We start from the raw sequence: 13056 nt of genomic DNA, 5'->3' as shown, positions 1-13056 counted from the left end.
TCATCCTCTTTCATTTAGTCTTCCACTTGATTTAAGGCACGGCCAACAAATGTTCAATTGATCATAATTTGTATACCTGGCAGAGGTGTGCCTGCTACTTTATAATCGAAAATGTGTAATACCAATCAACAACAAGTATGATTTCAGCATCATGAGTATTATTGGTTGACCATTTTGCCTCATCATGAAGAATACAAGCGTTAATTTGTTCAATTGGTGTTTTTGCAGGTGAAGAATGGCAGTGAGATGCAAGAAGTGTTTTCAACTTTTGATCGTAGTTCATAATGGCAAAAGCTGTGATGAGTAAAAGCGGGATAGCAGACATACCTATAATTGATTTTTTATTTTAATAAAATCTCAACCTTCTGCCTGTTTTTGATGTTAAAAAAAGGCTGACTATAACGAATCAGCCTCAAAATTAATATTTATTATTAAGAACAGGTTTCGTATCTGGTGCTGGGACGCCAAAATTAGGTGTTCCATCTTCATTCCATTCAATAGCCTGAACGCGTGTATGCCGGTTTGGATCATACAAAGGATCACCTTCAATTTCTTTATAATTTCTCGCGTGGTAAACGAGAATATCTTTTGATCCATCTTCAGAAACAGTGAAGCAATTATGACCTGGTCCATATTGTGCAGTTTCTTCATTCGTTGTAAAAACAGGAATAGAGGATTTTTTCCATGATGCCGGATCTAGTAAATCACTGTTTTCATCAGCCGTTAATAATCCCATACAATAGTTGAAGTCAGTTGCACTTGCTGAATATGAAATGAAAATTCGACCATTTCGTTTAAGAACTGCTGCACCTTCATTCACTAAGAAGCCAATCTTTTCCCAATCGTATTCAGGGGCTGTAATACAAACCTGTTCACCTTTGAGTGTCCATGGGTTCTCCATTTCAGCGATATACAAGTTAGAATTACCGGTAATTTCTGGATCTTTTTGCGCCCAAACATAGTATCTAATCCCTTTATGTTCAAATGTTGTTGCATCTAAAGCAAAGGATTCCCATTTCGTTTTTACTTGGCCTTTTTCCACCCAGTCCCCTTCTAACGGATTAGCAGAAGAATTTTCGAGTACAAACATGCGGTGATCAAATAATCCGTCCTTTGTTTCAGTTGATCTTGCAGCAGCGAAATATACATACCAGTTTTCATTGACATAATGAATCTCCGGAGCCCAAATATTAGCACTCATAATCCCAGTCTCATGTTTTATCCATATCGTTTTTGCTTCTGCGTCAGTTAAGCCTTGAATAGTTTCAGAGCGGCGAAGCTCAATTCGGTCATATTCTGGTACTGAAGCAGTGAAGTAGTAGTATCCATCTGAATGTTTATAAATAAATGGATCTGCTCGTTGTTCAATTAGCGGATTTTTCACATTGTATTCATTCATTATGACAACTCCTCAAATTTATTTGTTTTAATATTTTGAATAATTATACTATTCGCGTGCTTATTCCATGTCTTCGATCATTATCCTTTTACTCCTGATATTGCAACTGATTCGATAATCTGTTTTTGGAAAACGATAAACACTATTAACATTGGAAGTAAGGATACAACTGATGCAGCCATGATTAATGGATAATCACTTTGTATGGCATAAGTAGAGTTAAAGTTTGCAATAACAAGTTGTAATGTTTGTTTCTCAGGAGAATTCAAGTACAAAATCGGTCCGAGATAATCATTCCATATAGCCATAAACCACAGGATTAGCTGTGCTGCGACTGCTGGTTTCACTAATGGAAAAATAATTTTGTAAAAGATCTTAAAGTATGAACATCCGTCGATTTTGGCAGCCTCGATAATTGAGTTTGGGATACTTGTTAAATATTGTCGCAGGAAGAAAACCATAATAATATTTCCAAACAATCCTGGGACAATTAACGGTAAGAGCGTATCAACCCATCCAATTTGCGAAAAAATCATAAATTGAGGTATCATTACCACTGGATAAGGAATCATCATAGCTGTTAATAACAACAGAAATAATTGATTCTTGAATGGGAAATTCATTTTTCCAAATGCAAATGCAGCTAAACTAGAAGTAAATGTTCCAATAACAGTAACTGAAACCGCCACTATTAAACTATTAGTAATCCCGCTAAATAATGGACCCTTTTCCCAAATTTCTATATACTTAATAGCATTAAATGACTCTGGAATCCATACTGGAGGCAGTGCATAAACTTCTTGAATATCTTTAAAGGATGTTGAAAACATCCATAAGAGTGGCGCCACCATAAAAACAGCCCCAACACTCAACAAAATGAAAATAATAATATCAGTCATTCTCCGACTTTGTTTTTCTGATCTATACTTTACCTTAGTCTCTGTTTTTTTCTTTAAAACCAATTCCATTACCTTCACTCCTTTCTATTTACTTATACCAACAGTTAATCAAGCTCAAATGATGATTTTTCATTTATTTTAAATTGAATGTAAGTAACGATAAAGATAAAGAGACCAAGTACAACTGCCATTGCAGATCCATAACCCATTTCAAAATTCCCGAAAGCCTTCTGCCAAATATAAAATACCACAGTTGCAGAGGCAAACTCTGGTCCACCCGTTGGTGTCATAACATTAATTTCCGTGAAAATTTGTGCTCCTCCAATAATTGAGGTTACAACGATAAAAAATGTAACTGGCTTAACCATCGGTAATGTAATATGTCTGAATACTTGAAAACTATTAGCGCCATCTAATATTGCTGCTTCATAATACGTTTTTGGAACACTTTGCAGAGCAGCCAAATATAATAGCATGCTATATCCAAGCCCTTTCCAAACCGTCATAAGGATTAAAGCAGGTTTTACAGTGTCTTTATTCATTAACCAGCTTGGACCATCAATTCCAAAAATATTTAAAAATTGGTTCACCAATCCATAATCACCGTTATAGGCCCATTGCCAAAGAATTGAAATTGCAGCAATTGATGAGATAACAGGTACATAATAAATCACTCTAAAAACTTCAGTCCCAAATATAGCTCTATTTAATCCCATCGCAAGTAATAAAGCTAAAATAAGTCCTAATGGAATACCAAGCATCATAAATAAAGTATTAATCATTGTTTTATGAAAAGATTCATCACTTAGAAGGTCTAAATAATTTGTAAATCCGATAAAGTTCATTTGTCCTAAACCATTCCAATTTGTAAATGACCCGTAAAAAGAATATAGTGTAGGCAATAAAATAAATAAAATGTATCCTAGAACAGGTGCGGCTATAAATAAATAAGCATTTCTGCGCTCACTTTGATAAAGCTTAGACGTTTTTTGCATTTTTTCTCCCCGTTTCTCTTAAAAGGGTAAATGATAACCCATGCCATTAAAACGTTTAATAAGATAAGATGGTGCTAGCCAATAACTCTAGCACCTAAGATTTAGATTTCAGATTAATTCTTGGACTGTTCTTCTTGTTTAATGGACTTTTCCAAAAGTTCCTGCATTTTCGGCTGTGCTTCTTTTACATATTTTTTCGCAGTCTTTTTACCATCTATAACAGGTTGGATGTTTTTAAAGAATTCATCATACCATTCACCGGTATAAGTAAAGTTAGTTGGCAAGTCACGGCCGTAGTCCCCAATTATATCCAAGAATTCTTGTTTATTAGCTGGTTTGATTGAAGTGTCTGCGGCCCACGCTGCCGCAACATCTGTGTTATTCGGCAACTGTACTTGTTGATCTACTAATGCTTGTTGTCCTTCTTCATCAGCTGATAAATATAAGGCAAGTTCAGCAGCCAGCTCGGCATTTTCTGTTTTACTTGATACACCAATTCCCAGTGAACCAATCCATGCTTTCGTCTGTCCTGTAGAACCCACTGGCCATGGCAATAAATCATATTCAAATTTCAAGTCTTTATAAGCTCCCATGTCCCAAGGACCAACCGGGAAGAAACCTATTTGCCCCTGCATCCATCTTTGGTATGTATCAAGAGTTTGACCTTCTGCAATAGATGGTGTTACTTTATGAACGTTTTGTAAGTCAGCAAAGTATTGTAAAGCTTCTATGAATTTTGGATCGTCAATCGTTACTTTTGTATGTGTCTCATCTAACCAATCCGCACCATTACTCCATACAAATGGCTGCAATGACCAGTTAACATTAAGCCCAGTACCCCATTGGTCTAGTTTTCCATCACCATCTTTATCCTTCGTTAACTGCTTATTCACTTCTAGGAATTCTTCCATTGTATACGGTTTGTCTGGATCCGGTAATGGAATTCCAGCTTCTTCAAACATTGTTTTGTTATAACCAAATGCGAAAGGCCCTAAATCTTTTGGCAGTCCATACAGAGCGCCTTGGCCGGCTACTTCCCCATCATAGCGGTATTTATCCAAACCAATTTCCCATATTTTAGATAAGTCTACACCATCAGCATTTTCAACTAATTCTGTAATATCCATTAAAACACCTGAGTTTACATAAGCTTTTAAATTACCAGGATTATAATAAAATACATCCGGAACGCTTTTACCAGCAATTGCAGCTTGTAATTTCGTATCGTATTGATCACCTGCTGTTACAACAGTTTTTACTTTAACTTTAGGATGTGATTCTTCAAACTTTTTCACAACATTTTTATATGCTGTCTGTTCTTGAGGTTGTCCACTAAACATAAATGAAAGGGTAACTTCACCTTCATCAGTACTGGCACTATCTTTGTTACATGCACCTAGAACCCCAGTTACCACAACAACTAAAATAGCCAATAACATCATTCTGCCAAGCTTCTTTTTTGATCCCTTAAACAAATTAATCCCCCCAAAAAAATTGTTTGCAGATAAAGGAAACTTACTTAACAATAATGTTAGTTCCTATAAAACTATTTATAGAATATTTTGTTTTGTAAGCGCTTCTTTAAGTAAATATTATTACACCTGTTCGTACATGTCAACGATTTTTCACAAAAAAAATACATGTAGGAGAGATATTATCTCGCTACATGTACGTACATATAATATAGAATGAATGATAATCTGCTATCGATTCAAGTTTAACTATTAAGTTACTTAAAGGCTCGCTATTTCTTGATGAAGATCAAAATCCTTTTCTTTCGTTTATTCTTCCTTCAATTGTTCTACTCTTATATATTTTCTGTAATAGCTCTGAAAAGCAAAATAGGAAACACCTGATCCCATTACAAACGGTATTAAGACAGTAAACTTCATTAGACATAAATAGAGAATGGCAAGGTTGAGCAAACCAATAAAGATGCTGTTAAATGGATTTATTATCATAAAAAGAAATGAATGTTTGAAAGCTTTTAGAAGTTTTAAATCAGTATGAACGATTACAGCAAAAAAATAAGTAGTTAAAATAAACAAAAACAGTAAAATAATGATTAGAATAATACTGAAAAATAAACTCTTTTTAAAGAGAAAAAACACATCAGAAATTCCAATGACCCAAATAGGAACAAGTATAGCGCCGCCAACAAGACTTTTCTTATAATTTTCTCGGTATAACACCCAATAACTACGTATGATAGAAAAGTCATGGTCATCCGCCACCCATTTACTAATAACACCGTACATTGCTGCAGTTGCTGGAAAAAAAACAAACGGAGCTAATGCAGCAATGATAAACAGGGTAGATACAATTAGTGACTTGTCATTAGAAAACGATATTGTAGCAACTAAAAAGCTTATAGGTAAATTAAAAAATATCCAAAGAAGATTTGTTAATGAGAACCGTGTAAACCATTCTAGAAGTTTAAATATCCCCTCAAAAATAGAAGTTGTTTGCATATTAATCCTTTCTCCACTATATGATTTTCCGGCCGATCAAAATAATTGTCTCTGGCTCATCTAAGCTAGATGTATTTATGAATCTCTCTTTGTTCATTCCAAAATTTAAGCATTGTACAGCGGTTTCTTAAAAGGTGTGCATGATTTAAACTGTCTCGGACAAGTTCAGAGCTTATACCGAGTTCAGCTGGATGAACAGCTCCTCCTAATTTTTGCAGTAAGGATGTTAAAACAGCAGCGTCGGGCAGGGAATTTAACATCTTAATGATCTCTGTATTTTTTGCAATAACATTATTTTGTTTATCCTTAGAGTTTGGAACTTGTACTTCTAAACTCCCAATTTTATATACTAGCTTTAAAACGTCACTTTTATATAATTTTAAAATGAGTTGTGATGAAACTCCAACCTTTGCACCGTGCAATACCTGTGCTTTCCCTTGCTTCAAAAATTCCATTTCCCAATAATGAGATAGATGGTGTTCACCTCCAGAAGCTGGTGAAGAATGTCCAATTAAAAGCATCGCTAGTCCTGACTGTACTAAGGATTCAATTAAAATCTTTATCCCTGCTTCATCTGCTTCTGCAATCTGATTAATTGATTCAACACAGTCTTCAAGAGCTTCTTTTGTTAACTGAGCAGAAAGCGGACAATAAGCTTCACCTGCATTAAGGTGTGAAAAACTCCAATCTGCTAGAGAAGTATATTTTCCGATCATATCTCCAAAACCTGCAGCTATCATGTCTTTTGGAGCTTGTTTTAGAATGGTGATGTCTGCAAATAATGCAATAGGTGCTTGCATTTGATAGGTAGTTTTTATCCCTTTTATCACAACAGGTGCCCCCATTGAATTAAAACCATCAACAGATGGGGCTGTTGGAACGGATATAAAAGGCTTTCCCATCTTATAACTAGTGAATCTGGCAATATCATGAATCGTTCCTGAACCAACTGCGATAACAATATCTGTATCCGGTGAAATACCTAACACGGCCTCAATGAGCGAGATTTCATTTGCTATCACGTCACCAAGTTCATTAGGTTTAATAATAACTATTTCATGGTTAAAATTTGATTCTTTAAACATATTGGAAAGTTTCTTGCCCGCTACATGAAAGGTCATTTGATCAGCTATAATAGCAGCTTTATGAAACTGCTTATTTTTTATGTAAGAGACAGTTTGTTGTAACGCATCATGACTGATTACAATTTCTTCGATTGTAATATCAAAATGTCGATTTCCGCACGTACAGGATTTAGTTAATTTCGAAAGTTCTTTTAACGTGATCATTTTAAGACCTCCTAATTATTTGAACAAATTGCAGATTTCTCACATCTGTTCTCTAACCTCATGCGAGCTTTCTATTAAATGTTAAAGTTATGGTTTAAGAGGAACTGGCTCATAAGAAAAGCACTGGTTTAGATTAAATGTTTATTGCTATTGTGCATTTTAGAAACGGCACTCGTTGAGTTTCTAATGACTAACTCAGGCTCATAGACTTTCTGCCTTTTTTCGCCCGTATCTTTCGCACTGTTTTCAACAGCTGCAACAATCCATTTAGCAGCCTCGATCCCCATTTCCATTTTCGGATGTGTGACAGAGGTAATCTTAATTTCAGACGCTTCCGTTAGATAAGAATCATCATATCCAACTATTGATATGTCATCTGGCACTTTGATTTCAAGCTCTCTTAATAGGTTAAGTACATTAATCGCAATTTCATCGTTATAACATACAATTCCTGTTGGTCTTTTTTGTTCAGAAATAAGAACATCTTTAAGTCTCTGCAGCAAAGTGACTTCTTTCTCTTCCGTTGTATATGTAATAATCATTTCCGGAAAAAAAGGAGTATCATATTCTCTAAAAGCTCTAATAAAACCCTGCATCCGATTTAACCCTTGTAAATCATCACTTTTAAATAAACCTACCACTTTTTTATGACCTAGTTTAATCAGATGTTCTGTAGCAATAAATCCCCCTTTTTCATCATTTACAATAATATTGGGAGGGTTTAATTGCGGGTAGAATTGGTTAATCATTAAATATTGAGTATTATTTTGCTCCATCTCTAAGTAATAGTGAAGATTTGGGTTGTAATTGCTACTTCTAGTAGGTTCTACGATCAAACCATCAATATCGCGGTTTATCATAGCTTCCAGGCATTGTTTTTCTTTTTCTGGATCATTATCCGTACAAGCTAATGTTAATGAGTAACCATGTGCTGACAGATATGATTCAATCCCCTTAATGATGGAAGGGAAGATATAGTCTGATATATATGTTGTAATTACTCCAATGTTTTTTCCTTTAGAACTAACAGGCTGGACTTGAGTCTGAGATGATTTAGTTGAGACAAAAGTTCCCGCCCCTTGCTCTCTATACAGCCAGCCTTCATGAACGAGGTCTCCAACAGCTTGGCGTACTGTATGTCTGCTTACTTCAAACATTTTAACTAATTCATTTTCTGAATATATTTTCTCACCTGGTAAAACCTTTCCTTCGGTAATCCATGCTTTTACTTTTTGTTTTACCATGCCAACTTTTGTTTGTTGAGCCATTATGCCACCACTTTCAGCTTGTATGTTTCTAAACCAACTTATTCGTACAACTAAATTAATTATACACATAAACATAAAATATTAAAATAATCTTCCCTATAATTTCAATAAAAAAATGAGTACATATTAATTAGAATTATTTTGAGAGCTTTCGTTTTCATTTTATTACATCAGAATTTTGGTGAGGAAAAAACACTTTGAAATAGTAGATGGATGAAAAGCGCCGCATTTGATTAACATTATAAATTCCAGAATGATAATGTGTTTAATTCATAAAGACAAAAAATTTGTTAAAATACTCAACACTATCCAGGAAAACAAAAAACAACCTACAAAGTAAGTTGTTTTCAAATCGATGCTTTTTTCAGAATTTCGGTTTCATACAATTCCCAGGCATCATCGAATACGACGAGGCTGTGGAGGTAAGATCCATTCATTTCAAGGTAGGAACTGATTTCATGGTAGTCATCGGATGACTTTGGGAAACTATGGTCGTCATAGGCATCATTTGCAAATTGACTGATGTCATCGGCCGGTTTTGGATGGCGGTATTTCATTAAATAGTGGTAAAAAGATTTCACGGTAAATCCCCCTATCGCAATTACGTTTGGAAAGTGCCCCTATTATAACGTTTATTGTACAAGAAGAAAACCTCAGAAATCAAAATAGTTTCGCTTCAGGTGACGCTTCCATTTCATCAGTTCTACGTAATCTATGCGGTTTGGCAGTTCTTTAACGGCAATTAAAAGCAGCTGATCTTCGATTTCGTTAATGGTTTGTTCGCTTTGATAGCTGATACCGCAGTCCGGACAAGTAATACATGGTGTGTCTGAAATTTCGATGGCACGCGAACCGTCAGGCAGCTCCCAGTGAACTAGATTGCTTGAGCTCTTTGCATTTTGCGATTCACACCATGCGCAGCGCTCATTCATTTTCTGCCGCCTTCTTTTCTTCGGATTTTAATAGCTGAGCACGGTACTTTTTATCCTTTAACTCATCACGTTTTTCCCGTTTATCCTTTAATGTGGAATGAGCAGGGTTTGTTTCAAACGTTTTTCGCCTATTTATTCTTCCGATGCCTTCTGGGATTAAGTTAAATTGAGCGTCTTCGTACAAACCAGCAATTCCTGATAGAGATTTTTTTAATGCAGACTCTGGATAGACTTCATTAAAGTAATCATCTGCAAGCCCAGGCGTATAGTTTTCCGGCTCCGGATAGGTTGTGATGACTCCTTCAAAGTTACGGAGCACAACTTTATCCGGACTCTGAGAAATTAAATAGTTAGGCTGCAGGGCAATTTTTCCGCCGCCTCCCGGAGCGTCGACGACAAAAGTTGGAACCGAATAGCCGCTTGTATGTCCGCGGAGTCCCTCAATTATCTCAAGTCCTTTTGAAACAGGCGCACGGAAATGCCCGATTCCTTCTGACAAGTCACATTGATAAATGTAATAAGGCCGCACTCTTATTTTGACAAGATCATGCATCAGTTTTTTCATAATTTGCACACTGTCATTAATTCCCGCAAGGATAACGGCCTGATTTCCGACTGGCACGCCGGAGTTCACAAGCATTTCACATGCCTTCTTAGATTCTTCAGTTATTTCAATGGAAGTATTAAAATGTGTATTCAGCCAGACCGGATGATATTTTTTCAAGATGCTGCAGAGATTTTCTGTGATGCGCTGCGGAAAAACTACAGGCGCACGTGTACCGATTCTGATGATTTCAACATGATCAATTGCTCGGAGATTTTTCAAAATATATTCAAGAATTGTGTCATTAATCAGCAATCCGTCTCCCCCTGAAATCAGCACATCCCTGACTTCTGGCGTTTGAGCGATGTAGTTAATCGCATCATCAAGCTGCTTTTTAGGCACACCCATGCCAATTTGGCCTGAGAAACGTCTTCTCGTGCAATACCTGCAGTACATCGAGCATTGGTTTGTCACTAGAAATAAGACGCGATCGGGATAGCGGTGTGTCAGGCCAGGTACAGGTGAATCTTCATCTTCGTGAAGCGGATCTTCAAGGTCATATTTTGTTTTATAAAGCTCCTGTGATATCGGAACCGACTGCATGCGGATCGGACATCTCGGATCATCTTCGTTCATTAGCCATGCATAGTAGGGAGTAATATTTAAGGGGATGGTTTTCGTTGATATTTTAACCCCTTCTTCTTCATCAGGAGTCAGATTAATTACTTTTTTAAGGTCATCCAGTGTTCGGATGGTATTTGTCAGCTGCCAGAGCCAGTCATTCCACTGTTCATCTGTGACATCTTTCCAGAGTTCGGTGTCTTTCCAGTCACGCTTCGGCTTGTATAGATCGTATTTCATGGAAGTTCCCCCAATTCGGTCTTTACCATTATTACATGCAAAAACCATGCCAACGTGACTGTTAAGCTGTTAAAATCACATCCGCTATTTATGCTTTCAATTTTGGTGCCGAAAATTGGTCAGGAAAATATTTTTTCACTTTGTATTGAAGGGTTTGTCTCGGAATTTGGAGCAGCTTTGCTGTTTTTAAAATATTGCCTTCGCTTTGAACAAGTGCTTGTTGGATGATCTCTTTTTCCATCATTGACATTTTTTCATGAAGAGAATGCGCTTCCTTTGCCGTCTCTTCCTCTTTCAGTAAATATGGCGGCAAATGACCGGTTATCATTCTATTCCCCTCACACATATTCATGGCAAACTCAATGCAATGCTTTAACTCTCTTACATTCCCAGGCCAGTGATGGTGCTTTAATAGGGCTTGTGCTTCATCTGATAATCCGGCAACACGCTTTTGAAATTCATGATTGTACTTTTTTATGAAAAAAGAAATTAGTAAGGGGAGGTCCAATGGCCGTTCTCTGAGCGGGGGAAGATTGATTCCGAAGACGTTTAAGCGAAAATAAAGATCTTCCCGCATTTTCCCCTCTGAAAGACATTGTTCAGGGCTGATGTTCATTGCGGCAATCACTCTGACATCGACGGTGATTGAATGACTGCTTCCGATTCTCCTGATCGTGCCATCGTCAATGACTCTCAGCAGCTTTGCCTGCAGGTTCAGAGGCATCGATTGCAGCTCATCCAGAAAAAGCGTGCCGCCGTGCGACAGTTCAAATAAACCTGGCCTGTCTACTGCCCCTGTGTAGCTCCCTTTTGCTGTCCCAAATAATAAACTTTCAAGCAAGGCTTCAGGAAGCGCCGCACAGTTTTGTGCTATAAAAGGAGAATCTCTGCGCTGTGATTCGTTATGAATGGCCTGTACAATTAATTCTTTTCCAGTTCCTGTTTCCCCATAAACGAGAACATTTGATGAGGTTTTTGCCGCTTTTTTGACAAGCGTTTTAATCATAAGAAGATTCTTGCTTGCAGTAATGATGTCATCAAGAACATACTTTGTGCCGTTGGATCCCTCTGCTTTAGGTGGAGAATGCACTTGTTTTTGCAGGTCAGCAAGCCGCTCAGTCAACCGCTTGATCGCTGAATAATCCTTTGCAATTTCAACAGCGCCGATCACTTTATCCTCAGATAAAATCGGCAGGCTCGTGTTCACTGTCTCAATTTTTTCCCCCTTAACATTTATGTACGTTTGGGAATGGTGATAAATCGGTTTTTTCGTTTTAATGGCTTTTAAGAGTGTGCTCGTTTCTTCAGAAAGGGACGGAAAAACATCAAATAAATGCTTTCCCACAACCTCATCGACTTTCAAACCATCATGATAGGCTGCAATTTCGTTGTAAAAAACTGTGATTCCTTTCTCGTCAACCGCATGAATCCCCTCATCGATCGTTTCTAAAATATGATGAATGATTCGCTCCCGATTAGGATTTGTCAAAGGTCCACCCCCTTTTTACATAAGCTGCCGGATTTTCGGCATACTTTGCTCAATTTCCGGCAGACAGATCTTTGCACCATACATTCATGTTTTCAAGATCTGTGCTAATGACACAATTATTGGTAAGTCTGCCGGTATATTCATAATCAAGCTGATGCAAAACCGCGTTCATGCCGAAAGAATCGGCCCTTGCAATCGAATAAGCACAAAAAATACCGTTTTCACAAAGCTTTTGCTCAAGTAATAAAATCAGGCTTCTCATTAATTTATGCTTTCTGACTTCTGACAGCGTTGCACAGTCTGTTATTTCAGCATTGTGGTATGCTGAATTGATTTCAGCAGAAGCAGCGCTTACGATGTTGTCTCCTTTTTCAGCAAGATAATAGATGGTGCCATCCCTCATCGTTTTTTGTATATAATCACTTGAATGGAGGGGTGTTGGATACACTTCGAATACTGCTCTGTATAACTCTGCAAGCTTCTTTGCATCATGTTCTTCAGCTGCACGAAATATAAATGCTGCTGACTGCACGTGAACTGTCTTCTTATTTTCATATATGGATGTGATAATGCTGTCCTGCTTTGTCCAACTGTCAGTTTTTCTTCTTTCTTCACTTAAATATTTCGTGAAAAAATACGCATCATCACTGTGAAAATAATTTTTAATGATGGCTTCAAGCTGAAATTGCTGCATCAGTAAAAAAGGAATGTCACAGGCTTTTGCTTTGACAATCACTTTTGTGAAGCTATAATCTAAAGCTAATTTGAATGCATCTGTTAGCAAGGACTCTCTATTTCCGCGATAGTCATCGATTCGGAGTCTTTTGTTAAAATAATCAAGTACTGCTTCAGCGCGATAATCCTTTTTAGCTAACGTTTTTGTTTCGGAGTACGTTTTTTTCAAGACCT

General features: G+C 37.0%; 13 protein-coding genes. All 13 read right to left on the bottom strand.

The window, feature by feature from the left end:
* Positions 1–94 precede the first annotated feature (94 nt).
* A complete protein-coding gene (locus QFZ72_RS12895; RefSeq protein ID WP_307433854.1) occupies positions 95–283 on the bottom strand; it encodes a hypothetical protein in 189 nt (62 codons plus the stop codon).
* Positions 284–418: 135 nt separating this feature from the next.
* Positions 419–1399, bottom strand: coding sequence for a glycoside hydrolase family 43 protein (locus QFZ72_RS12890; protein ID WP_307433853.1), 981 nt, complete (start codon positions 1397–1399; stop codon positions 419–421).
* An 80-nt stretch (positions 1400–1479) separates the two neighbouring features.
* Positions 1480–2298, bottom strand: coding sequence for a carbohydrate ABC transporter permease (locus QFZ72_RS12885; protein WP_307439747.1), 819 nt, complete (start codon positions 2296–2298; stop codon positions 1480–1482).
* A gap of 104 nt (positions 2299–2402) precedes the next feature.
* Positions 2403–3293 (bottom strand): carbohydrate ABC transporter permease, encoded by an 891-nt coding sequence (locus QFZ72_RS12880; protein ID WP_307433851.1) that lies wholly within the window; start codon positions 3291–3293, stop codon positions 2403–2405.
* Positions 3294–3406: 113 nt separating this feature from the next.
* Positions 3407–4735, bottom strand: a complete 1329-nt coding sequence (locus tag QFZ72_RS12875) for an ABC transporter substrate-binding protein (protein WP_373464690.1) — start codon at positions 4733–4735, stop codon at positions 3407–3409.
* A 339-nt stretch (positions 4736–5074) separates the two neighbouring features.
* Positions 5075–5764 carry a YesL family protein gene (locus QFZ72_RS12870; protein WP_307433849.1) on the bottom strand — a complete coding sequence of 230 codons (690 nt, stop codon included), beginning with the start codon at positions 5762–5764 and terminating at the stop codon, positions 5075–5077.
* Positions 5765–5829: 65 nt separating this feature from the next.
* On the bottom strand, positions 5830–7053 hold the full coding sequence (locus tag QFZ72_RS12865) for a sn-glycerol-1-phosphate dehydrogenase (protein WP_307433847.1): 1224 nt from the start codon (positions 7051–7053) through the stop codon (positions 5830–5832).
* 128 nt (positions 7054–7181) lie between these two features.
* Positions 7182–8321: a GntR family transcriptional regulator gene (locus QFZ72_RS12860; RefSeq protein WP_307439742.1), complete on the bottom strand. Its 1140-nt coding sequence runs from the start codon at positions 8319–8321 to the stop codon at positions 7182–7184.
* Between the two features lie 347 nt (positions 8322–8668).
* Positions 8669–8902, bottom strand: a complete 234-nt coding sequence (locus QFZ72_RS12855) for a YozE family protein (RefSeq protein WP_307433845.1) — start codon at positions 8900–8902, stop codon at positions 8669–8671.
* A gap of 72 nt (positions 8903–8974) precedes the next feature.
* Positions 8975–9253: a YokU family protein gene (locus tag QFZ72_RS12850; RefSeq protein WP_307433844.1), complete on the bottom strand. Its 279-nt coding sequence runs from the start codon at positions 9251–9253 to the stop codon at positions 8975–8977.
* Positions 9246–10658, bottom strand: a complete 1413-nt coding sequence (gene kamA, locus QFZ72_RS12845) for a lysine 2,3-aminomutase (RefSeq protein WP_307433842.1) — start codon at positions 10656–10658, stop codon at positions 9246–9248. Before kamA ends, QFZ72_RS12850 begins: the two co-directional genes overlap by 8 nt.
* An 88-nt stretch (positions 10659–10746) precedes the next feature.
* Complete coding sequence (locus tag QFZ72_RS12840) at positions 10747–12147, bottom strand: sigma-54 interaction domain-containing protein (RefSeq protein WP_307433840.1); 1401 nt, start codon at positions 12145–12147, stop codon at positions 10747–10749.
* A gap of 49 nt (positions 12148–12196) precedes the next feature.
* Positions 12197–13051: a putative beta-lysine N-acetyltransferase gene (gene ablB, locus QFZ72_RS12835; protein ID WP_307433838.1), complete on the bottom strand. Its 855-nt coding sequence runs from the start codon at positions 13049–13051 to the stop codon at positions 12197–12199.
* Between the last annotated feature and the right edge of the window lie 5 nt (positions 13052–13056).

It is taken from the genome of Bacillus sp. V2I10 (assembly GCF_030817055.1).
Lineage (GTDB): Bacteria > Bacillota > Bacilli > Bacillales > Bacillaceae > Bacillus_P.
Note: the sequence above shows the minus strand (reverse complement) of the source record. Positions and strands in the feature narration are given on the sequence as shown.

Coding starts and splice junctions, on each gene's coding strand:
- QFZ72_RS12885 (WP_307439747.1), bottom strand. CDS start 2,298: ATGACTGATATTATTATTTTCATTTTGTTGAGTGTTGGGGCTGTTTTT.
- QFZ72_RS12870 (WP_307433849.1), bottom strand. CDS start 5,764: ATGCAAACAACTTCTATTTTTGAGGGGATATTTAAACTTCTAGAATGG.
- kamA (WP_307433842.1), bottom strand. CDS start 10,658: ATGAAATACGATCTATACAAGCCGAAGCGTGACTGGAAAGACACCGAA.
- QFZ72_RS12880 (WP_307433851.1), bottom strand. CDS start 3,293: ATGCAAAAAACGTCTAAGCTTTATCAAAGTGAGCGCAGAAATGCTTAT.
- QFZ72_RS12865 (WP_307433847.1), bottom strand. CDS start 7,053: ATGATCACGTTAAAAGAACTTTCGAAATTAACTAAATCCTGTACGTGC.
- QFZ72_RS12895 (WP_307433854.1), bottom strand. CDS start 283: ATGAACTACGATCAAAAGTTGAAAACACTTCTTGCATCTCACTGCCAT.
- QFZ72_RS12850 (WP_307433844.1), bottom strand. CDS start 9,253: ATGAATGAGCGCTGCGCATGGTGTGAATCGCAAAATGCAAAGAGCTCA.
- QFZ72_RS12860 (WP_307439742.1), bottom strand. CDS start 8,321: ATGGCTCAACAAACAAAAGTTGGCATGGTAAAACAAAAAGTAAAAGCA.
- QFZ72_RS12875 (WP_373464690.1), bottom strand. CDS start 4,735: ATGATGTTATTGGCTATTTTAGTTGTTGTGGTAACTGGGGTTCTAGGT.
- QFZ72_RS12890 (WP_307433853.1), bottom strand. CDS start 1,399: ATGAATGAATACAATGTGAAAAATCCGCTAATTGAACAACGAGCAGAT.